The sequence below is a fragment of the Sphingopyxis selenitireducens genome (genome assembly GCF_051550705.1).
Lineage (GTDB): Bacteria > Pseudomonadota > Alphaproteobacteria > Sphingomonadales > Sphingomonadaceae > Sphingopyxis.
In genome coordinates, this window is the sequence record NZ_JBPULG010000006.1 from 75403 (window position 1) to 97822 (window position 22420).

Consider the following 22420-nt stretch of genomic DNA (forward strand, 5'->3'; position numbering starts at 1 on the left):
ACGCCCGGCTAAAGCATCGCCCGTGACCGCGAACTCCTCCCGCATCGCCGCTTTCGCCGACCGCTGGCCAAAGCTGTTGGCCCTCGCCCTGGGCCTCGTCTCGGCGACCGGCTTCGCGCCGCTCCACCTCTGGCCGCTGACCTTGCTTGCGTTTGCCGGCTGGATGGCGCTGGTGGTACGCGCCCCGCGCGGCTGGCGCGCTTTCGGCACCGGCTGGGCGTTCGGGGTCGGCCATTTCGCGGCAGGGTTAAGCTGGATCGCGACCGCCTTCACCTATCAGGCGGCGATGCCGGCATGGCTCGGCTGGATCGCGGTCGTGCTCCTGTCGCTGTTTCTCGCCCTTTACCCGGCGCTCGCCGCATGGGGTACGTGGGCGGTGGCCAAATTCGTCAAACCTGTGAAGGCAGTGGCCGCCGGCGGCATGACGCCGAGGGCCCCTGCCCTTGCCAACGCGACCCTTTCCTTCGCCCTGACCTTTGCTGCACTATGGACGCTGACCGAATGGCTGCGCAGCTGGCTTTTCACCGGCTTTGCATGGAATCCCCTGAGCGTGATCGCGGTGCCCTGGTTCGCGGCGCCGTCGCGCTGGATCGGAACCTATGGCACCAGCGGCCTCGTCTTCATCGCGGCCGCCATTCTGCTGCTCGCCTGCTATCGCCGCCGCGCCGCCGCCCTCGCCCTTTTCGGCACGCTGTTCGTCGCATGGGGCGCCGCATCGCTGGTGCAATTGGGCGACAATGTCGATGCCGCCGTCCGGAACAAAGGGCCCGCGGATGACCGAACTGCGATCACCATCGTTCAGCCCAATGTCGGACAACAGGACAAATGGGTCGGCGCAAAAGCCGACGCCAATTTCGCGAAACTCGCGCGGCTCACGAAGTCCAAAAACGACAAGCCGCGCCTGATTCTGTGGCCCGAGGCGGCGATCCCCGACTATCTCGAAACCGGCTACCCCTCGGTCTATTACGACCGCTCACCCGCCGAGGCGCGCGGGCGACTGACCGATCTGATGAATCCGGGCGACCTCATGCTGCTCGGCGCGCTGAAGCTCGAACTTGACAAGACGGGCGACGTCGTCGGCGCGCGGAATGCAGCGATGACCGTCCATCCCGACGGCACGCTCGGCCCCCGCTACGACAAGGCGCATCTTGTTCCCTATGGTGAATATCTGCCGATGCGCCCCCTGCTCTCGGCACTCGGCCTGTCGCGCCTCGCGCCCGGGGATATCGATTTCTGGCCGGGCCCGGGACCGCTTACGCTCGACCTCGGCGCATTCGGCCGGATAGGCCTGCAAATCTGTTACGAAATCATCTTTTCGGGTCAGGTCGTCGACCGCGCGAACCGCCCCGATTTCATCTTCAACCCGTCGAACGATGCCTGGTTCGGCGCGTGGGGCCCGCCGCAGCATCTGGCGCAGGCGCGATTGCGCGCGATCGAGGAAGGCCTGCCCGTCGTGCGCGCGACCCCCACCGGGATCAGCGCGGTGATCGACGCCGACGGCCATATACTCAAATCGCTGCCGATGCATCAGGCCGGGCGGATCGACACCAGCTTGCCGCCGCCGCATGCTCCGACATTGTTCGCCCGCTTCGGCAACATGCTGCCCGTCGGATTTGCGTTGCTGTTGCTCGCGCTGGGCATTGCCTTTCGGCGGCGCGGACGCTAACAGCCCGGTCACATAAAGCTTCCTTTATATCGGTTCACAAAAGGCTCTCTATGCGCAACAGCTTCCTCTTCACCTCCGAAAGCGTGTCCGAAGGACACCCCGACAAGGTGGCCGACCAGATCAGCGATTCGATCGTCGACCTGTTTCTGTCGAAGGACCCCGAAGCCCGCATCGCGTGCGAGACGCTGACCACCACCCAGCTTGTCGTCCTCGCCGGCGAAATCCGCTGCAAGGGCGTGTTCGAGAACGGCGAGTGGGCGCCCGGCGCGCTGGAGGAAATCGAAGCCACGGTGCGAAACACCGTTCGCGAAATCGGCTATGAACAGGACGGCTTTCACTGGGAAACCTTCCGCTTCGAGAATAATCTCCACGCCCAGTCGGCGCATATCGCGCAGGGCGTCGATGAAAGCGGCGACAAGGACGAAGGCGCCGGCGATCAGGGCATCATGTTCGGCTATGCGTCGGACGAGACCCCTGATCTGATGCCCGCTACGCTCGACTACAGCCACAAGATCCTCGAACGCATGGCGGCCGACCGCAAGGCGGGCAACGCGCCTTTCCTCGAGCCTGACACCAAAAGCCAGGTCACGCTGCGCTACGCCAACGAACGCCCGGTCGAGGCAACCGCGATCGTCGTATCGACCCAGCATGCACCGGGTTATTTCTTCCACAATGGCGAAGGCGACGAAGCGAGATATCTCGAGCTGCGCAACTATGTGCTGCGCGTGATCGCCGACGTTCTGCCCGCCGAACTGCTGACCGCGAACACCGTCTATCACATCAACCCGACAGGCCGTTTCGAAATCGGTGGTCCCGACGGCGACGCCGGCCTGACCGGCCGCAAGATCATCGTCGACACCTATGGCGGCGCAAGCCCGCACGGCGGCGGCGCATTCAGCGGCAAGGACCCGACGAAGGTCGATCGTTCGGCCGCCTATATCACGCGCTACCTCGCCAAGAATATCGTCGCTGCGGGCCTCGCGCGCCGCTGCACGATCCAGCTCAGCTATGCCATCGGCGTCGCCGAGCCACTGTCGATCTATGTCGATCTGCACGGCACGGGCAATGTCGACGAAGGCAAGCTGGAGGCCGCGATTCCACAGCTCGTGCGCCTGACGCCGAAGGGCATCCGTACCCACCTCGGCCTCAACAAACCGATCTACAAGCAGACCGCAGCCTATGGCCATTTCGGCCGCACGGCGACCGGCGAGGCTTTCCCGTGGGAGCGCACCGATCTGGTCGATCAGTTGAAGGCCGCACTCGCCACCTGAGGCAGATTTGATGCTGCATCAGGCCGGGTGGCGGGTTGCCGCCGCCCGGCCTCGCGGCTAATGCCCGCCGCATGACTGCACATAAACCCGGCGACCCCACGACGATCAACCGCCTGTACGGCCGTTCGAAGGGCAAGCCCCTGCGCGCGGGTCAACAGGATCTCATCGACAATCTGCTGCCGCAGATCGCCGTGCCCGATGAAGGCGACGTCACCGCCGAGGCACTCTTCGGTTACGACCGCCCCCTGCATTTCGAGATTGGCTTCGGCGGCGGCGAGCATATGGCCGGCCGCGCCGACATGCTGCCCGATCATGGCTTCATCGGCGCCGAACCCTTTATCAACGGCGTTGCACAGGCGCTGGTCCACGTCGCCGGCGATCCCCATCTCGCTAAAAAGGGGGGCGAGCGCTTGCCGCTCGGCAATGTCCGCATCCATCATGGCGATGCGCTGGAGGTGCTACGCCGCATTCCCGACGGCGCGCTCAGCTTCGCCTATCTGCTCCACCCCGATCCCTGGCCCAAGGCGCGCCATGCCAAGCGGCGGATGATGAACGACGGTCCGCTCGACCTGATCGCGGCCAAGCTCAAGCCCGGCGGCGAATTTCGTTTCGGAACCGATCATCCCATCTATGTCGCGCACGCGCTGATGGTGATGCGTCGCCACCGTCATCAGTTCGAATGGCTGGCCAAGGATTCACAGGATTTTCTCGTCCGCCCCGGCGGCTGGCCCGAAACCCGCTATGAAGCCAAGGCGCGCACGCAGGGGCATGAGGTCTGGTATTTTCGCTGGAAGCGTAAATAGGGATACGATAACGTAGAATTTTCGGCTTATTTATAATTGCTTATGCGACAATCGTACGTTGTTGCGCGCCACCATTTCCGCTATGGTGATTTCCGAGTGATTGTAAGATCACGGCTGAGGTAACACATGGCGACAGGCAGAATCAGCAAGGAAACGGTCGACCGCCTTCAGGCCGAATCGGCGGCGTCGTTCCTTTGGGACGACGAACTCAAAGGCTTTGGCGTGAGGGTCACGCCGTCGGGCGCGAAGAGCTACATCTTCCAATACCGAATGGGTGGCCGGGAAGCGAAGACCCAACGCTACACGATCGGCCGCCACGGTTCGCCATGGACCGCGGCAACAGCTCGAATGGAGGCAGTGCGGATTTGCACTCTTGTCCGGCAGCGCCGCAATCCAGTCGACCTGGAGAAGCAACGACGGCGGGAAGCAGTCGAGCTACCATTTGCGGCCTACGCCAGTCGCTTTGCACAATCATGCACAGGTAAAGGCTGGCGGACGTTAGTTGAACGCTCGCTTCGACTTCATCTCATTCCAGCGCTTGGCAACAAGGCGCTGCCACAGATTGTACGGTTCGACATCGTCATTGCGATGGATCAGATTCCAAAAGAGCAGATTGCCAACCGACGTAACGTATTTGCGGTTGCGCGACGTCTCTTTCGTTGGGCGGTCAGTCGCGGCGACATCCTAATCAGCCCGATGGAAGGAATGGAGACGCCAAAAGCGGTCAAACCGCGAGATCGTTGGTTAAGTGACTCGGAATTGCCGCGCATATGGAATGCGGCTCCACAAGCGCATCCGTGTTTCGGGCCTATTGTCCGCCTGCTGATAGCAACCGGACAACGCCGCGAGGAAGTGTCGGGGCTCAGTTGGGCTGAGCTTGATCGCAAAGCGCGGATGTGGACGTTACCCGGTGAGCGAACCAAGAATGGCGAGCCCAACTACATTCCCCTCAATGATCTCGCGATAGCGGAGTGCGACAAGATAGCAGGCGGAGAAAACTGGCCGAAACGCGGACGAACATTCGCGACCTCATCCGGCGCCGCTTTCTCAGGATTCGCTAAAGGCAAGCTCAAGCTCGACAGCCTGATCGAGGGTGACGGCAGCAACCCGATTGCCCCTTGGCGCCTGCACGATCTGCGCCGAACTGTCGCAACCGGATTTCAACGGCTGGGTGTCCGGTTCGAGGTCACTGAAGCAATATTAAACCATGTTGGCGGCTCGCGGGCCGGGGTGGCGGGCATTTATCAACGCCACGATTGGAAGCCCGAAAAGATCGAGGCCTTGCGGTTGTGGAATGACTATCTCGAGGCGATCTTCTTGAACCAGGCCGAGTTTTAAGCCCGTACGCGTTCAAGAGGTTTCGATGACTTGGCCCCTTCTGGCCGACGGCAGACTGGCAGCTGTTAGCGAGAAATGAGCCTGAGCTGCCATCAAAGGCCCGGTAGATGGCCGGAGATTGATTTGGAGCGGCTCTCGGCTAATCCGGATCAAAGGCGCGGTCGAGTGCATCCAACTATAACCCGCGATGTACAATGCCGAATGAGCGCGGTCTAAGCGCAATTCACTCGTGCCTGAGCATTCACCGCGCCATCGCTAGGAATGGTCCGGTATGGACAGCCTGTTCGAACATCATCGCAAGTCGTTCGGCTTCGTCGTACACCTTAAGATTCGTCGGAATGCTGCATAGGCTTATGGCCGGCCAGCTTTCACTCAAGGATCGACAATAGCGGACGACAGGGACTGAAATAAACTCAGGCTTCGTCGGTTCCGTCAGCGCCGCGACGAAACGCGTCTTGATCGGCGCGAAAGGATGATCATCGTCATCAGCGCCCCGCTGCTCGACAGACCCAACCATTCAAGCGTGCCGACGGCCCATCCCAAGCGGTTGCCGGCGAGCAGAAATGCAAGAGCAAGGAGCGAGGCTCCGATCCACCGCGCATATTTCATGGTTTTCTTGGCGAGCTTGCGGTCTATCAAATCGCGTTGGTGCCGCTCGCGTGAAAGGCAAAGCAGGCCGAAACCCAAGGTCGCAAGGAACAGGAGAAGCAGATGGGTCATGCGACCTCCGTCGCGGGCGATCTTGTCGGAGGTTTGCCTCTCGTCATTCTCAGGCCCGTCGGTTGACGCAGTGCCTTCGAAGCTGCCCAACCGAAGGCGGCGGCAACGACGAGCATAGTCATATCGAAGCCCGCAAAGACCCAGTCCCTGCCGACCAGGCTGGCAACCAGAGAACGATCGGTCGTGAGCGCGTTTACGATCGGGATCGAGGCGAAGGACGCGGCTGTCAGCGCGAGCGTCTCAATCCACGCACGCCGCGACGGTCGAGCCGCCGACCAAATGAAAACCGCGCCCCACGCTATGAAAAACGCCGAGATTTCTCGGTCGCTCCGCCCCTCGCCTTCAAGCGGCAAGAAGCGGTTGGCGAGGAAATAGACCGCCATTGCGAAGGGCAGCCCGGCAATCGTGCCGATATTTAGCTTTTCAACGACTAGAAAACCGAAATGCGGGCGACCTGGATCGGGCAATTTGGCGCGGCGCTTTACCGTCCACAGGATGAGACCTGAGGCGACCATGACGCAGCCAGCAACGCCCGAGAGGAAATAGAGGGTTCGCAGCACACCGCTGGCGAACCGGCCTGCGTGCAGTCCGATCATCGTGCCTTCGGTCGCCGTCGCGGCGCCCGACGGATTGTGCGCCGAAACCAGCTTCCCGCTCACACCGTCGAACGTAAGCGACCGCGGTCGGACCGACAGGCTCGCGTCGGGCGCCGTCGACACGATGACCTGCGCCGTCCGGTCGCCTGGGTTGAGAATCCGGATACTTCCGGCGGCGGCGCCCCATGACCGCTCGGCGCGCTCGACCAGCGGTGCGACGGCGGTCAGCGGCGCTTCCCCCGCCTTTTCAGCCGGAGTTGGCCAAGGGAAAGTCGCCTCAAAAAACTTTTCTTCGCTGGCATAGTTGGCGGCGATTCCCCACGGCATATAGTGAGTCGCGAGGCTCACCAGCCCGGTGTATGTGATCATCAGGATGAACGGCAGGAAGAGCACGCTCGACGCATTATGGGCGTCGAGCCAACTCCGCTGGCCCTTCCCCAAACGAAGCAGGAAGAAGTCGGCGATGATCTTCTTGTGGGTGACGATGCCGGAGAAGATTGCGACGAGCATCGCCATTGCGGCGATCCCGACGATCCAGCGCGCCCAGTACCAGTTGATATAATGAAGGTTGTAATGGAAGCGGTAGAGAAAATCCCCACCTGCCGTTTTACGTGCGTCCGTCTTCCGCCCCGCCCCGTCCAGCCGGGCATCGGTAGGCGCGTCGGCAAGCGCATCGGGACCGTTAACCCAATAAAGTTGCAGGCCCGCAGTGCGCTCGCCTGCTGAATAGACCGACCATTCGCTGGCGCCCGGCGCTTCGCGCTCGAGCCAGCGTGTGGCCGCGGCAAAGCTTTTCGGACCGTCCGCCGGAACGCTGCGCACCTCGGGCGTCATCCATGCGGTAATCTCTTCCTGAAAATAGGATGAAGTGCCGGTGACGAAGATTGCGAACAGCAGCCAGCCGAGCAACAGGCCGGTCCAAGTGTGGAGCCATGCCATCGATTGCCGAAAACCGTTCTTCATAAGCGGCCTCCCCACGCGATGAGACACCAATCGGCAAGCCCTGCGGCGACGCCGGTCGTGATCAAGCCAACCCACAGCCGCAACACCGAGCGCACGGCGAATGCGGTCATCGCAACGCCCGCGAAGATGAGGAAGGACAGAAGCGTCGCGCCGACCGATGCCTGCTGGGCGCCGCCGGGCAAAAGCCGCGCGATCAGCATAGTCAGCGCACTGGTCACGGCATAGTTCAATGGCACGGCGGCCAGCGCACGCGCAGCGACATCGCGCCAAACTGAGCCGCGCAAAATTTCGACTGCCCTGCTCATGCTGCCCCTATCGCAAAATTGCGACTGACTCTCAATAGCCCGAGATCAGAATCGATAGCCTATGGTTCCCATCACATTACGCGGAGCGCCAACGAAGCAGTCGCCGCGCGCGAGGCAGGAGGCAAAATACTTGTTGTTGAGCAGGTTCGTCGCGTTGACTGCGAAGCGCCAGTTGTTCCAGTTGATCTCTGCCAATGCGTCGACCGTCGTGCGCGAGGGCGTAACGATCGACCACACCGGGCTGGTCGAGACGCTCTTGCCGCTATAGACGACGCCGCCGCCCAAGCGCAGCTGCGCTTCATCGACGAGGCCGAAGGTCTTGGTGGTCCAGAACGACGCGGTGTGACGCGGCATGTAATCGAGACTGGTATTGGTTTCCGACTTGAGCTTCGAATAGCCGTAGTTGGCGAGCAGCTCGAAATTGCCGGGCAGCGTGTGACTGGCCTCGATCTCGAAACCCTTGGTGTTCAGTTCGCCCGACTGGGTCGTACCGCCGGCGGCGAGATAGAGGACGCGGTTGCGCTCCTTGATCTTGAACGCAGTGGCGGTGACGAGCGTGTTCGGCGTCGGCTGCCATTTGATGCCCGCTTCATATTGCGTGCCGGTCTGCGGCCGATAGGGATCGCCGAAGGTGCCGTCGCCATTGTCGATGCGGCCGGCGACCGGCAGGAAGCTTTCAGTATAGCTGATGAACGGCGAGATGCCGGCGCCGATTTCGCCGATGATCCCTGCGCGGAAGGTTGTGGCATTGTCTTTCTGGCCCGACGAGCCGGTGACGCGGTCGCGGCGCGCGCCCAGCACGACCGAGACGCGGTCGAAGAAACGGATCTGGTCCTGGACATAGACGCCGAGCTGCTTCTGGCTTTCGGTGGTGAAGGGGCCGGTGGGATCATAGGTCGTCAGCGCATCATAATCGATGTCGTAAAGGTCGACGAGTTCGCCTCCCCCGGCATAGCGCTTGCCGACCTTGTTCCAGCTATAATCGATGCCGACGAGCAGCTTGTGCTCGATATTGGTGCCGGTGTTGAAATTGAACTGGAGATTGTTGTCGGTCGAGAAGACATTCATCCGCGCGTCGCTGGCGTCGGCGATCAGGCCGATGGTGCGCCCATCGGTGCCGTAGACCGAGAAAGGATCCTGCGGGTTGGTGTAGCTGTCGGCATAATGGGTATTATATTCAAGGTCGCTGTCGATATAGCGCGCCTTGAGGTTGAGCTTCACATTGTCCGAGAAGCGCTGCGTAATCGATGCCCCACCCTGAAGCGAGCGGCCTGCATAGCGATCCCAACCCGCTTTGCCGACGAACGTGTATTGGCCGAGCTGCTCGCCAGCAACCGTATTCGGCCTGAAAGTGCCGATGATCGGCAGGAATTGTGAGGTCGATCCGGTATCATCCTCCTGATAGAGGCCGCTCAGCACGATGTCGGTATCCGGCGTCGGTTGCCAGCGGATCGAGGGCGCAAACATAACGCGGTCGTCTGGGACATGATCGACATAGGTGTCGGCGTCGCGCGCGCGGCCGACGAAGCGGACGGCGAGATTGTCGGCGAGCGCGAGATTGACGTCGCCGAGCACTTCCTTGCGATCAAAGCTGCCATAGACGAGGTTTATTTCGCCGCGCGTGGTGAAGTCGGGCGTCTTGCTGACAAGATTGACGAGGCCGCCGATCGATCCTTGGCCGAAGAGCACCGAGGCTGGCCCGCGGACGATCTCGACGCGAGAGAAATTATACGGGTCCGAGGTGATCGAGGCATAATATGAGAAGATGTCGCGCATGCCGTCGCGGAACTGCAGCGCATCGAGGCCGCGGACGTTGAAGCCGTCGACGCGGGTATCGCGGCCATAAGGATTGGCGAGGACACCGGCGGCATATTTCACCGTGTCGCTGATGCTGATCGCGCCCTGCGCCTGATATTGCTCGGCGGTGATGACCTTGATCGGCTGCGGCAATTCCAGCAGCGCGGTATCCGTCTTGGTGCCAGTATAGCCGGTCACGACGATCACATCCTGTCCCGCGTCTGCATCGATTTCGGCGGCGGACTCGATATCTGACCCGACGGCCAAAGCCGCACCATCGTTCGCCCACGCCGGATTCGCGGCGATTGCCAGCGCGGTTACCCCGCAGAGGGCGGCTGTTCGAAGATTCATGGCGCTTCCCTTTTTTGCGACTCGGTCTTAACTAGGCGCCGGCGGCTATAGAGAACGAGTCGCAATAGCAACCCTGCAATGTATTAGGTCACCCGACCTTGGCCCTGCCCGAACGAGCAAGAATCGAGCGTTCCAAACCCAAAATTGCTTTCAGATAGAGGATGCCAAATGAACAAAATAATCGCCGCCTTAATGGCCTTCAGCTTCCTCGCGTCACCTGCGATGGCACATGAGGTGTGGATGGAACGCGACGGGAGCGGCTCGGCACGCATCTATCTCGGCGAGCCCGCCGACATCGTTCCCGAAGCTGGCGACCCAGAGTTTCCGAACCTCAAGGCACCGAAACTGCTTGGTGAATCGGCTCCGCTCGTTCGCCGCACAAACCATATCGAAGCTGCGATTTCGGGCAGCGGCGACGTCCGCCTCGTCGACGATAATGTCTTCGCACCATGGGAAGGCGAAGGTGGCAAATGGGAAGGCGTCATTTATTACGCGCGCGCCGGACGAGCCGAGACGCGTCAGGAGCTTGACCTGGAAATCGTCCCGATCGCTGCGAACAGCAACAGCTTCAGGGTGCTTTGGCAGGGCAAACCGCTTTCGGGTGCGAAGGTCACGGTTGTGAATGCCGACCGGTGGCAGAAGAGTTTCGCCGCCGATGGTGAGGGCCGGATCGACGTACCGGTGACCGGCGGCGGGCGCTATCTGCTCTCGACCTCGCACGACGTTGGCGGCGCTCGCACGCTCGGCGGGAAGACCGTCGACAAGACCATTCACGTATCGACGCTCACTTTTGTCGCGAACTAGCCTTCGGGCCGCCCCGACAGCCGTACCGATATCGGAAGCCTGAAGGCCGGTCGCCTCATGCGGGCGGCCGCGGAGTTTGCACGGTCGCGTCCGAATCCCAAGTCATTCAAAGGGAAAATAATGCGCCTTTCATCTCGTCTGATGCTCATGGGGTCCGCCCTGCTTTCCGCCCCTGCGCTGCTGCATGCGCAGCAAATCGAGCCGTCGGGATCATCCGAAGAGGACACGGAAAACGCTATCGTGGTGACGGGCTATGGCCGAACCGACCAGCCCACCGCCGCGACCGGCCTTCCGCTTTCTCCGCTTGAAACCCCGCAGACGATCAGCGTCATCACGCAGCAGCAGATTCGCGATCAGGGGTTCAATACGATCAACGAGGCACTCGACTTCACCGTCGGTATTTCCAAGAAGGATATCGATCGCGGACGCAGCGCGATCACTGCGCGTGGCTTCGAAGTCCAGAATTTCCAGCTCGACGGTGCGCCCTTCCAAAATGGTAATGTCGGCTTTGGCGAGACCAGCACCGCGCAATATGAGCGGGTCGATCTGGTGCGCGGCGCCGCCGGCCTGATGCAGGGCGCCGGCGACCCGTCGGCGGTCGTCAACCTGATCCGCAAACATGCGACGACAAGCGAATTTGAAGGCGACGTCAGCCTTGAGGTCGGCTCGTGGGACCGCTTCTCCGCCACCCTCGACATTCAATCGCCGCTCAATGCAGCGGGCACGGTGCGCGCACGCGCGGTTGCCCAAGCCTTTACGCAGGACAGCTTCGTCAATCTCGAAAAGAAGAAGGGCCTCCTCCTCTATAGCGTGATCGATGCCGATCTGGGCGACCTCACCACCCTTTCGATCGGCGCCAGCTACCAGCGCGACGAGCGCGGCGGGATCTTATGGGCACAGTTGCCCTATTGGTACAGCGACGGCACGCGCACCGACTGGCCACGGTCCAAGACCACCGGCACCGACTGGGGGCTCTGGAACACGACCGAGATTTCGGCTTTCGCTACGCTCAAGCACAAACTGGGCGGCGACTGGGAAATTCGCGGTGACCTCGGCTATCACAAGGGGCTTGAGAATTCGAAGCTGCTGTGGCTCGACGGCCTGCCCGACAGCGTTACCGGCGCGGGCGTTAGCACCTATGGTTACTGGTACAAGACCAGTCCCGAACAGTGGCATGGCAGCATCCAGACTAGTGGCAGCTTCACCTTCCTCGGCGGCCGGCACGATCTCGCGTTCGGCGCGATGGCCAGCCGCGTCAACGACGGCTGGACCAACCGCGATCCGGTTGAGATCGACCCGATCGCCGATTTCAACAGCTTCGACGGCCGGCTTGCCGAGCCCGAATGGGGCGACCGCTACGACATGTCGGGGTTCGGCAACACAACGCAGGCCGCGGCGTATGCTTCGACGCGGATCAACCTGATCGGCGGGCTGAAGCTCATCGGCGGCGGACGGCTCAGCTATTACAAGCGTAACGAACATGAGAGCCTGTACAGCTCGCCCTACATCCTGTCGTACAAGGGGCAGATCACGCCTTATGTCGGACTGGTCTACAACCTCACCGACAATCTGTCCGCCTATGCGAGCTATACCAATATCTTCAAGCCACAGGGCGATCTGCGCGACCGCAACAACCATCTGATCGACCCGCTTGAAGGCACGAACTACGAAGCCGGCCTGAAAGCCTTGTTGCTCGACGGCCAACTGCTCGCGACGGCGTCGGTCTATCGCATCAAGCAAGATAATCTGGCGGTTGCCGACGGCCTGATCCCCGGCACGCCCATCCAGGCCTACCGCGGCATGAAGGGAACCGTCGCGAAGGGATATGAGCTGGAAATCGTAGGCAAGATCACCCCGCAATGGGACGTCAGCGCCGGGTGGAGCGACTATAGCGCAAAAGACGCTGACGGCGCGCATGTGCTCGCGCACCAGCCGCGCCGGGCGTTCAATTTTGCGACCCGTTATGACTTTGCCGGCACGCTTGAAGGGCTGAGCCTCGGCGGCGCAGTCAAATGGGAAAGCCGCCCCCCTGTGACCGCCGTCAATCCCGGCTCCGGCGTTGAGGAACGGATCGGCCAGCCCGCTTATGCGATTGCCAATATCATGGCGCGCTACGAATTGAACGAGGCGCTGTCGCTGCAAGTCAATGTCGACAACCTGTTCGACAAGCGCTTCTTCAGCGGCAACGTTTGGTTCCCGGGCTTCGTCTACGGCGAACCGCGCAACGGGCGGGTGACGCTGAAATATGCCTTCTGAGGAGCGCCTCCTCCTAGGCACCGCTGCCTCCTTGCTGGCGGCGGAACGCTCACCGCTGACTGTGGCCGGTTGGAGACGGTCTGCTTTCGGTAACCAAACAAAGAGAGCGGACGTACCGCCACGAGTTAGAACGCTCGCTCCCCAGGATGCCGCGATTTGCTGGTTAGACTTCAATGCCTTCCGCCAAGGTCAACGCATCTTCAACATCGACGCCCAAGTATCGCACCGTATTTTCAATCTTGGTGTGTCCGAGCAATATCTGCACGGCGCGCAAGTTCCCGGTCGCCTTGTAAATGATCGACGCCTTTGTTCTGCGCAACGAATGCGTCCCATAGTCTTCACTCCGGAGGCCCACCGCGGTGACCCATTCGTCAACGAGGCGCGCATATTGTCGCGTGCTCATATGCGCTGAGTGATCGATGCGGCTCGGGAACGCGTAGTCCTCGATCGATCCGCCGCGACGTTCGAGCCAAGCAAGGAGGCTCCCGCGAGCATCGGACATGATTTCGAACTGAACTGGTCGACTGGTCTTCTGTTGGATCACCATCGCCCGCGTTCGCAACTCACCGCCGGCTACAAGGTCGCCGATCTTTATCTTCACAAGATCGCAGCCTCTCAGCTTGCTATCGATCGCAAGATCGAAAAGCGCCCTGTCTCGAAGCCGATGCTCGCGATCCAAATGAAAACGAATTGCCCAAATTTGCCGTGGTTTTAACGGCCGTTTTGCGCCAACCTTTCGACCGGCGTTCCACGCCAGTCGCGCAGGTAAATAGTCGAATTCGGACCTACCCATGATCGTTCTCCTGCGGCCAAAATGGCCAAAAAGCGAAACGCTCGGGTCAAGCCGATCGGCCAACAGCGAACAGTCTGCATCTCGGCGGAAAAATGAAAAGCGGCTCCCGGACCGTTGGTCGACCCCCTCAACGAGAAGCGCGTCAATCGACTTGGCGGAGGATTTCTGCAGCGCGGACGCCGGCTCGCAACGCACCTTCGAGATAACCTGGAAATTCAGTAGCAGCCTCGGTTCCGGCCCAGTGGACGCGCCCACATGGTTGACGCAGCGTATCGCCGTAGCCTGTCATGACGCCGGGCGGCATGTGGGCCGCATAGCCCCCGAGCGACCATTGTTCCGTCAACCAATCCTGCTCGACATAACCAACTGGTCGCGCTGCCTCGGGTCCGAAATAATGCACGAGGTCGTCGATAACCGCCGAGCGGCGCTGGTCTGGATCGAGCATGCTCATTGCCACCGCGTGGCGGGCTTCGATCAGCCCGACCAGCACACCGATCCCGTCGTCAGCGAGCGACTGATCGAAAACTGTGCCGAGATGGCGATCCCCGCTGACCGCCGAGCCGCTCAGCCCTTGCCGACGCCAGAATGGTGCATCATAAGCCACATGAACCTTGATGACCGCACCCATCGGCATCCGCTGCATCAGCCCTGCCCGTCGCGCAGGCAGCCCCGGTGTGAAGTGAATGCGCGAGGCGAGAACGGGTGGCACTGCCACGACGACGTGGTTGGCCAGGTAAACGCCGCGTGAGCCAAAGACGCGAACGCCCTCGTCATCCTGTTCGACAGCATGCACAGGGCTGACCAGTTCGACCCGCGGCCCGAGTATATCTGCAATCCGCTTCGGGATCTGCCAAGCACCGCCGACAAACTTATCCTGCTGTGCTCCGCCCTCGACTCCGATCATCGTCTCCAGCCCCCCACAGCTTCGTAGCATCTCGAGGAAATGGAGATAGGATATCTGGCTTGTGTCGATGCAGAGCAGCGCTCCGGCTATCGTCCGCACGAAATAGCGCGCGCCGTCTGTCCGCACATTCCTCAAAGTCCAGTTTTCGAGTGATTGCGCATCCCACTCGCGCGCCCGGCGCGCCAGCCAGGGCGTTCCTGCCGGCAGCTGCGCGATGTCGCGGCGCCAGCGCCGCTCGATCAGGCCCAGTTCGGCGAGCGACGGCAACGGAAGTTTCGGCGTCGAGGTAAAACGGCTCACCAGGCCATTGCGGCTCAGCAGGTTTGCGCCTTCGGTATATTGGGCACAGATATCGATCCCAAGATCTCGCGCTTGCGCTAGGAGAAGCGTTTGCTGTGGCCCGACCCACTGCCCACCAAAATCGACGACTTGCCCACAGATTTCGCCGGGCATCGATCGACCCCCGACACGATCGCGCGCTTCGAGAACCCGAACGCTCTTGCCTGCCTGCTTCAGTTCGAGCGCCGTTTTCAGCCCTGACAGCCCGGCACCGATGACGACCACGTCGCAGCGGCCTTCCGAATCAACCATTCCGCGTCCCTTCCATCACAATCGGGCTTGCTTTAATAGAACGCGTTCATTTAAAGCAAGCCCGATGGATAACGCAGAACCGAAAACGCCCCGACGCGGCCGCCCGCCGCGCGATCGAAAAACGATCGAGGCGAGCCGCGCGCGCATCGTTGCAGCGGCGCGCGACCTGTTCGCCGCAGAGGGATATGACGGCGTTTCGATGCGCAAGGTGGCGGCTAAAGCTGGATGCCTGCCCTCCACGCTCTACACCCTCTTCCCCGGCAAACGGCAGCTGCTCCATTTCCTGTGGAGGCAGATCTTTTCCGACCTGATTGACGCCCTTGATCGCAGCAATGTGGAAAGCGCGTTCCAAGACGGCCTGGCGAGCCTGTGCCTCGCACACATCGACTTCTGGCTAGAGCGGCCGCAGGATTACCGGGCCATCTTTCTGGTCGAGGATCAGATCCAGGATTCAGGCGATCCCTATTTTGTCGAAAGCGACATCGCGGCGCGATACCTTGACGTCATGCGCCGCGCGATCATCGACGCGCAAGCGCGAGGAGAAATCGGCGATGCCGATCCCGACGAGATTCGCAAAATGCTGCTCTGCTGTATTCAAGGCGTTGCCTATAACCTGATCGCGATACCCGAATATGAATGGGGCGATACGCAAAGGCTCAAGACCATGACGATCAGGACCATGTTGCTAGGATTGCGATGATCTAGGTCATTTTTACCCTTTTGGCCGCTGGGAGACTGTCGACTTTTGGCGGCGGCAACCGCGAAACCGGACATCTGGTGGAGCGCGCCAGCAAGCCTGCAATAAGTGGTCCTTCACTTTTTGGCGAAAAAACCCCACGTGCTTATTCAAGATGATGCGGATTGCGCCGTCAAGAGCCCCTCCCTTATAGCGTCTCCCGCGGCCCGCGCAGCACCTCCACGCGCTCTGCATCGAACAGGGCAACGACCGGGAAAACCGCGTCGGCTGCCTTTCTGCCAAGCTTGCCAAAGACGGGCATTCTCTCCGCGATTCCGTGATGACAAGAAAGCTGTCATCGCTCGACCTCGGCATCCGATCCCCTTGTGCACGAACCGGAAACGACCGTCGTCGCACCTTTCCCGCGTTAGGCGCCGGTTGCGGATCGCCGCATCGGCTGACCCGTGAGATGCCGCCTGACTTCGTCGGCTGCAAGCGACTGCAGACGCTCGATCGCACTGGTGGAATACCAGGCAGCATGCGGGGTCAGGATCAGGTTCGGACAATGGCGCAGCGACGAATCGCGCGGCAACGGCTCCCTCTCGAAAACATCCATTGCGGCCGCGCGCAACTGGCCGGATTCGAGGGCATCGGTGAGCGCATCCGGATCGATCAGCCCCCCCCGGGCGGTATTGACCAGCGCGGCCCGGTCGGACTTGCGGGCCAGTCTGGCAGCGTTCACCACATGCCGCGTTTCGGGCGTGAGCGGGCAATGCAGCGTGATCACGTCGGCGCGATCGAACAGCGTGTCGAGATCGACCGCCTCGACGCCCAGTTTGGCAAGCATTTCCGGATCGGCAAACGGATCGGCGACGATAGCCTGAAAGCCAAATGGCTTGAGCCGGGCGAGCACTTCCTGCCCGATGCGTCCGAACCCGACAAAACCAACCACGGTTTCCGGAAAAGCCCGCAGCGACCCGGCGACTCCCACAGCGTCCCATTTTCCGTCGCGCACCGATTGGTCCAGAGGCACCACGCAGCGCAGCATGGTGAGAATCAGTGCGGCCGTATGATCGGCAACCTCGCCAGTGGCATAGTCGGGCACATAGGCGACCTTCACCCCGTGCGCCTGCGCGGCCGCAAGATCGATATTGTCGAGCCCAATGCCATAGCGAACGATTAGCGAACCCGGCGCCAGCCGGGCGATCGCTTGCGCCGTAACCTGCGCGAACTGGACGATCAGCACATCGGTGCCCTCCGCCGCTGCGATAACATCGTCAGCGCTGACGCATTTCGCCTCCACGAACGCCGCCCCAAATTCTTCGGCAACCGCGCGCTCGTGCGTCAGGGAGGGAAAGGTCGCGTCCGTCACAGTGATTTTCATGCTTGGTCCTTATGGAAACAGGGAAAATGTCAGAGGGGTTTGCCGGGAAAGACGGTCGCCCCTGTATGCCGGTTCAATCGATCAGCCGGACCAGCTGCTGCTGGGTGCCGAGCCCCTCAATGCCGAGCGCCACCCGATCGCCAGGTTTCAGATAGACTGGCGGCTGCTGCCCCATCCCCACACCCGGCGGTGTGCCGGTGGAAATGATATCGCCCGGTTCGAGCGTCATGAAGCGGCTGATATAGGAGACGAGGAAGGCCACCTTGAACACCATCGTCCGCGTCGAGCCGTCCTGCATGCGCTGACCGTTCACGTCGAGATGCATCGCCAGATCCTGCGGATCGCCGGCATCCTCGCGCGTAACGAGCCACGGCCCGACAGGACAGAAAGTGTCGAGACTCTTGCCCTTCAGCCATTGTCCGGTTCCTTCCAGCTGGAAACCGCGCTCGGACACGTCGTGGACCACCGTATATCCGGCGACATGATCCAGCGCCTCAGCCTCGCTCACACGCGTCGTCCGCTTGCCGATGACGACGCCAAGCTCGACCTCCCAGTCCACCTTTTTGGCGTCGGCCGGAATCCGGATATCGTCATTCGGGCCGCAAACCGACGTATTCGCCTTCATGAACAAAACCGGCTCGACCGGCACTTCCATATTGGTTTCCGCCGCATGATCCGAATAATTCAATCCGACGCAGACGACCTTCCCGACGCGCGCGACGGGGCATCCAAGTCGCACATCTTCGGGCACGGTTGGCAGGTCGCGTGGATTTACATGGCCGAGGGCCTGGACAACCCGGCTGAAATCGCCGACATCGTCGCCGAGGGCCGACGATGCGTTACGAATGACGCCCGCATCGTCGAGCAGGCCGTATCGCTCCGCTCCTTCCGGACCGAACCTGAGAATATGCATATCTATCCCTTCTGATTGTGTCGCCTGTCGGCGGATTTGCGGATCAATAGGTCGCCCGGCCGCCGGAAAGGTCGAAAACTGCCGCCGTGGTGAACGAGTTTTCTTCGGTCGCGAGCCAGCAGATCATCGACGTGGCTTCCGCGATATCGAGCATGCGGCCCCGCGGAATCTTCGAAAGAATATATTCGATATGCTGCGGCGACTGGGTCATGGCGAGCGCGGTTTTTGCAAACGCCGGGGTCACCGCATTAACCGCGATGTCATGACCCGCCAGTTCCTTGCCCAGCGATTTGGTCAGTGCCAGCAGGCCGGCCTTTGCTGAGCTGTAGGCGACGGCGTTGGGATTGCCCTCCTTGCCCGCGATCGAACTCACGTTGACGATCCGGCCATAGCCCTTCTGGATCATATGCGGCACCACCGCGCGGCAGCAGTAAAATGCACCCGTCAGGCCCACATGGACGACATCGCGAAAGGCATCAGGCGGATATTCCCAGGTCGGAACATTTGGTCCGACCAGCGCCGCATTGTTGATCAGGATATCGATCCGGCCGAAATGCTCGACCGCCTGTTGTGCAGCAACCTCGACGGCACCGAGATCGCCAATGTCGACGCGCTGACGAAGCGCGCGCGCGTTGTCGCCGAGCCGCGCACCTGCATCGTCGAGCATCTTGCCATCACGGTCCCATAGCGCAACCGCCCCACCCCCGGCGACAATACGCTGCGCCACACCGAAACCGATGCCCTGCGCACCGCCCGTGACGACAGCCACCCGACCTTCGAAATCATAATGGTTCCCCACCGCATCACCTCGGCCTTCGACAGGGGGAAAACTTTGGCTCGTCATCGCGATCTCATTCTATTAATTACCTTTGATGTGGATAATAAGTATGATTATATACCCAGTGTCAAGGCAATATTGAAGGTTTAGGAGGTGTTTTCCGGACATGAGGGTTGCAGCATCGATATCCGACTATCGCGAGCTGGCGCAGCGCCGGCTGCCGAAATTCCTTTTCGAATATGTCGATGGCGGATCCTATGACGAGGTCACGCTTCATCGGAACCGGGCCGACCTCCAGCGCATAGCGCTGCGCCAGCGCGTGCTTCGCGATGTTTCCGGCATCGATCTGGGCATCGAGATTTTCGGGCGGCAGCAGTCGATGCCCATCGCGCTGGGGCCGATCGGACTCGCCGGCATGCTTGCCCGCCGCGGCGAGCGGCAGGCGGTCGCCGCGGCTGAAGGTGCCGGCATCCCTTTCTGCCTGTCGACCGTATCGGCCTGTTCGCTGGCGGAAGTGGCTGCGGCTGCGCGGGCGCCCTTCTGGTTCCAGCTCTACATGATGCGCGATCGCGGCTTCGTGCGCGATTTGCTGGCACAGGCACGCACGCACGGCTGCGCGGTGCTCGTCTTCACCGTGGATATGCCGGTTCCCGGCACGCGCTATCGCGACTACCGCTCGGGCCTTGCCGGCGCGCCCGGCCTGAAGGGGGTTCTTCGGCGCGCATTTCAGGCGATGCGCCACCCCGGCTGGGCACTGGATGTCGGACTGCTGGGTACACCGCACAGTCTTGGCAATGTCGCGCCACTGCTTGGAAAAAGGAGCGGTCTCGACGATTTTCTGGGCTGGATGCGGGGCAATTTCGATCCCGCTGTTACCTGGCGCGATCTCGAGTTTATTCGCGGCGAATGGACGGGCCCGCTGGTCATCAAGGGGATACTCGATCCGGAAGACGCGAGCATCGCCGCAGCGGTCGGCGCCGACGGGATCATTGTCTCGAATCACGGAGGCCGGCAACTCGACGGCGTGCCATCGACCGCCGAAGCGCTTCCCGCGATCGCCGATGCGGTGGAAGGCAAGCTCAAGATACTAGCCGATGGCGGGATTCGCTCGGGACTGGACGTCGCGCGGCTGCTTTGTCTCGGTGCCGATTGCGTGCTGCTCGGCCGGGCATGGGCCTATGCACTCGGCGCCGGCGGCGAAGCGGCTGTGCGCCACATGCTGTCGCTCTTCGAAGCGGAGCTGCGCGTTGCGCTCAGCCTCACGGGCGTCGATCGCGTCTCCGACCTTGATCGCCGGACCCTCGTTCAGCAATAGCGGAACCGGGACAGCCAGCTATATATTCGATCATATTTATGTGCCATAAATCCCGTGTTTCATATGTTAACGGGCGAACCACAAACCGATGAAAGCTGGTGAAAACAAGGGACTGCACGGCCGCGTGATCCAGGAACTCGGCCAGGCCATATTGTCCGGTGAATTCGCGCCTGGGGCGACACTGCCTGGGCAAGAGGAATGCTGCGCCCGGCTGGGGGTCAGCCGCACCGTGCTCCGCGAAGCGTTGCGCGTGCTCGCCGCCAAGGGGCTTGTCGATGCGCGGCCGAAAGCGGGCACATTCGTGCTCCCGCGCGAGAACTGGAACTTCCTCGACCCGGACATTCTCGAATGGCGGCTCCACTCGGAAGACCGCGATGCGGTCCTCGAACAATTGTACGAACTTCGGCACATGGTCGAGCCAACCGCCGCCTTTCTGGCCGCGTCGCGCGCCAAGCTTCACGACTTCCGGCGCATGGGCGAAGCCTTTGATGCCATGGCCGCGGCGGGGCGATCGCACGACAGCATCGAATCCGATCTCGCCTTCCACCGCGCGATCATCGAGGCTTCGGGCAACGATATGTTCGCGTCGCTGGGGCGAGTCGTGGAATCGGCGCTGGTCATCAGCTTCCGGATCGGGGCGGACAATCCCGACGGCACCGGACATTCGCTCGCTATGCACAAGGCTATCCTTGATGCTATTGTCGATCGCAACGGCACCGAGGCCCGCGTTGCGATGCGCAAGCTGATCGATTATTCGAAGGGCACGGTCGCACGCGTGTCGGAGACGAAGGGAAGCGAAGCCCGCCGACTGTCGAAACGCTAGCACTCCGTCAGGGCATGCCGCGAGCGTGTCTGGTGCGCAGCCGTTTCGCGATCAGAAGGAGCGCGGCGATAGCGATCGGCGTCCATATGATCATCACGAAAACCAGCGACAGGCCGATCCGTGATTTGTCCTGCAAGACGCCCTCGGTGAACCAGCTGACCATCGTCGGCCCGATGAACAGGCCCATTACCGACAGGAAGGTCACATAGACCGCACCGATACTGGCCCGCAAAGACGCCGGCGTTCCCAACTGCAACGCAGCCGGGGCATAGCCCGCATAGGTATAGGTCACACCCCAGAAGAGGGTCGAGGCGAACAGGAAAGCCGTCGGGCTCCCTGAGAGAATGCCGGCAATCATCGCCGGGATCGAGAGGCACAAGCCGATCGCCGGAATCTTGGCGTGCGCATCGGTCATGCCGCGATTATAGAGGCGCTCGACCAGCCAGCCCATTGCAAGAAGCCCGATCACCCCGGCAATCCCCTGCGTCGCACCATAAGCGATGCCGACTTCTTCGATGTTCCAGCCATAGGTTCGCGACATGAAAGTGGGCGTCCATACGTGGAACGCCGTCACGATGACATTCACCGATCCAAACGCGAAAGGGTAACCGAGGTAGAACAGCGGATCGGTGCGGATCAACGCCCACAGGCCTGGCGCCTGCCCGCCATCCGCAGGCATTTCGGATGCTGCCGGACGCAGATTCTCGCGCAACAAAAGTGCCAGCGGCGCGGCCAGGATAGTCAGCCCCCCGACCAGCAGAAAGGTCAGCTGCCAAGGATAAAACTGTCCCAGCAGTGGCACTGCGACCATACCTGCATGCGCCAGCTTGTGAACGAGCCAGCCGCCGCCCACGATCGCGAGGCCGCCTCCGGCAAAGGCGCCGATGGTGTAGAAAGAATAGGCGGTAGCAAGGCGTCGGCGGGGCACTTGCTCCGCCATGAGCGAATAGGCGGCAGGCGACAGGCCCGCTTCCCCCGCGCCGAGCCCAAGCCGACTGGCAAAGAATAGCGAGAAACTGGTCGCCATGCCTGATACCGCGGTCGAAAGGCCCCAAAATGCTACCACACCCATGCACAGCCAGCGCTTGGAATAACGGTCCATCAGCCGGCCGAGGGGAATACCCGCGGCGGCATAGAAAATACCGAACGCTGGTCCCAGCAACAGGCCCATCTCGACATCGGTGAAATCGAGGTCGCGCTGGATCGGTTCGACCATCAGCGAGATCAGCGCGCGATCGACGAACGACAGGAAGTAGAAGAACATCAGGATGGCGACGAGCGGCCATCCCGAGAGCAAGCCCGTTGTTTTGGGCTCCAGACCGCTCACGTCATTCATTCGCCTGCTCCTCCCCACCCCGGCCGTACTGCTATGC

Annotated in this window: 19 protein-coding genes; 9 read left to right on the forward strand and 10 right to left on the reverse strand. The window is 61.5% G+C overall.

Annotated features, from left to right (window positions below; translation table 11 throughout):
* The first annotated feature begins 22 nt into the window (after positions 1-22).
* From lnt to ACSYDV_RS19075, 4 genes are all read left to right on the forward strand, one after another.
* Positions 23-1666 (forward strand): apolipoprotein N-acyltransferase, encoded by a 1644-nt coding sequence (gene lnt / locus ACSYDV_RS19060; RefSeq protein WP_438325490.1) that lies wholly within the window; start codon positions 23-25, stop codon positions 1664-1666.
* A gap of 50 nt (positions 1667-1716) precedes the next feature.
* Complete coding sequence (metK, locus tag ACSYDV_RS19065; RefSeq protein WP_438325491.1) at positions 1717-2937, forward strand: methionine adenosyltransferase; 1221 nt, start codon at positions 1717-1719, stop codon at positions 2935-2937.
* A 71-nt stretch (positions 2938-3008) separates the two neighbouring features.
* Positions 3009-3740 (forward strand): tRNA (guanine(46)-N(7))-methyltransferase TrmB, encoded by a 732-nt coding sequence (gene trmB / locus ACSYDV_RS19070; RefSeq protein WP_438325492.1) that lies wholly within the window; start codon positions 3009-3011, stop codon positions 3738-3740.
* Between the two features lie 126 nt (positions 3741-3866).
* Entirely contained in the window at positions 3867-5078 is a 1212-nt protein-coding gene (locus ACSYDV_RS19075) for a tyrosine-type recombinase/integrase (RefSeq protein ID WP_438325493.1), read from the forward strand.
* 432 nt (positions 5079-5510) lie between these two features.
* On the opposite strand, the gene ACSYDV_RS19080 is transcribed toward ACSYDV_RS19075, so the two are convergent.
* From ACSYDV_RS19080 to ACSYDV_RS19095, 4 genes are read right to left on the reverse strand one after another with little or no spacing between them, the layout of a single operon-like run.
* Complete coding sequence (locus ACSYDV_RS19080; RefSeq protein ID WP_438325495.1) at positions 5511-5798, reverse strand: DUF3325 domain-containing protein; 288 nt, start codon at positions 5796-5798, stop codon at positions 5511-5513.
* Entirely contained in the window at positions 5795-7357 is a 1563-nt protein-coding gene (locus ACSYDV_RS19085; protein WP_438325496.1) for a PepSY-associated TM helix domain-containing protein, read from the reverse strand. The genes ACSYDV_RS19080 and ACSYDV_RS19085 overlap by 4 nt, the downstream gene beginning before the upstream one ends.
* Positions 7354-7662 carry a DUF3649 domain-containing protein gene (locus tag ACSYDV_RS19090; RefSeq protein ID WP_438325497.1) on the reverse strand — a complete coding sequence of 103 codons (309 nt, stop codon included), beginning with the start codon at positions 7660-7662 and terminating at the stop codon, positions 7354-7356. The genes ACSYDV_RS19085 and ACSYDV_RS19090 overlap by 4 nt, the downstream gene beginning before the upstream one ends.
* A gap of 45 nt (positions 7663-7707) precedes the next feature.
* Positions 7708-9810 carry a TonB-dependent siderophore receptor gene (locus tag ACSYDV_RS19095; protein ID WP_438325498.1) on the reverse strand — a complete coding sequence of 701 codons (2103 nt, stop codon included), beginning with the start codon at positions 9808-9810 and terminating at the stop codon, positions 7708-7710.
* A gap of 168 nt (positions 9811-9978) precedes the next feature.
* Between ACSYDV_RS19095 and ACSYDV_RS19100 the strand changes: the two genes are divergently transcribed.
* Together ACSYDV_RS19100 and ACSYDV_RS19105 are read left to right on the forward strand one after the other, a co-directional pair.
* The gene (locus ACSYDV_RS19100; protein ID WP_438325500.1) at positions 9979-10614 is read left to right on the forward strand and encodes a DUF4198 domain-containing protein; all 636 of its coding nucleotides are present in this window, start codon (positions 9979-9981) and stop codon (positions 10612-10614) included.
* A gap of 120 nt (positions 10615-10734) precedes the next feature.
* Positions 10735-12870: a TonB-dependent siderophore receptor gene (locus ACSYDV_RS19105; RefSeq protein ID WP_438325501.1), complete on the forward strand. Its 2136-nt coding sequence runs from the start codon at positions 10735-10737 to the stop codon at positions 12868-12870.
* A gap of 163 nt (positions 12871-13033) precedes the next feature.
* Here the strand turns inward: ACSYDV_RS19105 and ACSYDV_RS19110 are convergent, their stop codons facing one another.
* Both ACSYDV_RS19110 and ACSYDV_RS19115 read right to left on the reverse strand, forming a co-directional pair.
* Positions 13034-13663: a tyrosine-type recombinase/integrase gene (locus tag ACSYDV_RS19110; protein WP_438325502.1), complete on the reverse strand. Its 630-nt coding sequence runs from the start codon at positions 13661-13663 to the stop codon at positions 13034-13036.
* Between the two features lie 142 nt (positions 13664-13805).
* Entirely contained in the window at positions 13806-15158 is a 1353-nt protein-coding gene (locus ACSYDV_RS19115; RefSeq protein WP_438325503.1) for a flavin monoamine oxidase family protein, read from the reverse strand.
* On the opposite strand from ACSYDV_RS19115, the gene ACSYDV_RS19120 reads away from it, so the two are divergent.
* Positions 15121-15858 (forward strand): TetR/AcrR family transcriptional regulator, encoded by a 738-nt coding sequence (locus ACSYDV_RS19120; protein ID WP_438325505.1) that lies wholly within the window; start codon positions 15121-15123, stop codon positions 15856-15858. The genes ACSYDV_RS19115 and ACSYDV_RS19120 overlap by 38 nt on opposite strands.
* Positions 15859-16261: 403 nt before the next feature.
* Here the strand turns inward: ACSYDV_RS19120 and ACSYDV_RS19125 are convergent, their stop codons facing one another.
* From ACSYDV_RS19125 to ACSYDV_RS19135, 3 genes are all read right to left on the reverse strand, one after another.
* Positions 16262-17218, reverse strand: a complete 957-nt coding sequence (locus ACSYDV_RS19125) for a C-terminal binding protein (protein ID WP_438325506.1) — start codon at positions 17216-17218, stop codon at positions 16262-16264.
* 73 nt (positions 17219-17291) lie between these two features.
* On the reverse strand, positions 17292-18131 hold the full coding sequence (locus tag ACSYDV_RS19130; RefSeq protein WP_438325507.1) for a fumarylacetoacetate hydrolase family protein: 840 nt from the start codon (positions 18129-18131) through the stop codon (positions 17292-17294).
* 43 nt (positions 18132-18174) lie between these two features.
* Positions 18175-18975: an SDR family NAD(P)-dependent oxidoreductase gene (locus ACSYDV_RS19135; RefSeq protein ID WP_438325509.1), complete on the reverse strand. Its 801-nt coding sequence runs from the start codon at positions 18973-18975 to the stop codon at positions 18175-18177.
* A gap of 100 nt (positions 18976-19075) precedes the next feature.
* On the opposite strand from ACSYDV_RS19135, the gene lldD reads away from it, so the two are divergent.
* On the forward strand, positions 19076-20224 hold the full coding sequence (gene lldD / locus ACSYDV_RS19140; RefSeq protein ID WP_438325511.1) for an FMN-dependent L-lactate dehydrogenase LldD: 1149 nt from the start codon (positions 19076-19078) through the stop codon (positions 20222-20224).
* Between the two features lie 88 nt (positions 20225-20312).
* Positions 20313-21047: a FadR/GntR family transcriptional regulator gene (locus ACSYDV_RS19145; RefSeq protein ID WP_438325513.1), complete on the forward strand. Its 735-nt coding sequence runs from the start codon at positions 20313-20315 to the stop codon at positions 21045-21047.
* A gap of 7 nt (positions 21048-21054) precedes the next feature.
* On the opposite strand, the gene ACSYDV_RS19150 is transcribed toward ACSYDV_RS19145, so the two are convergent.
* The gene (locus tag ACSYDV_RS19150; protein WP_438325515.1) at positions 21055-22383 is read right to left on the reverse strand and encodes an MFS transporter; all 1329 of its coding nucleotides are present in this window, start codon (positions 22381-22383) and stop codon (positions 21055-21057) included.
* Positions 22384-22420: the final 37 nt, after the last annotated feature.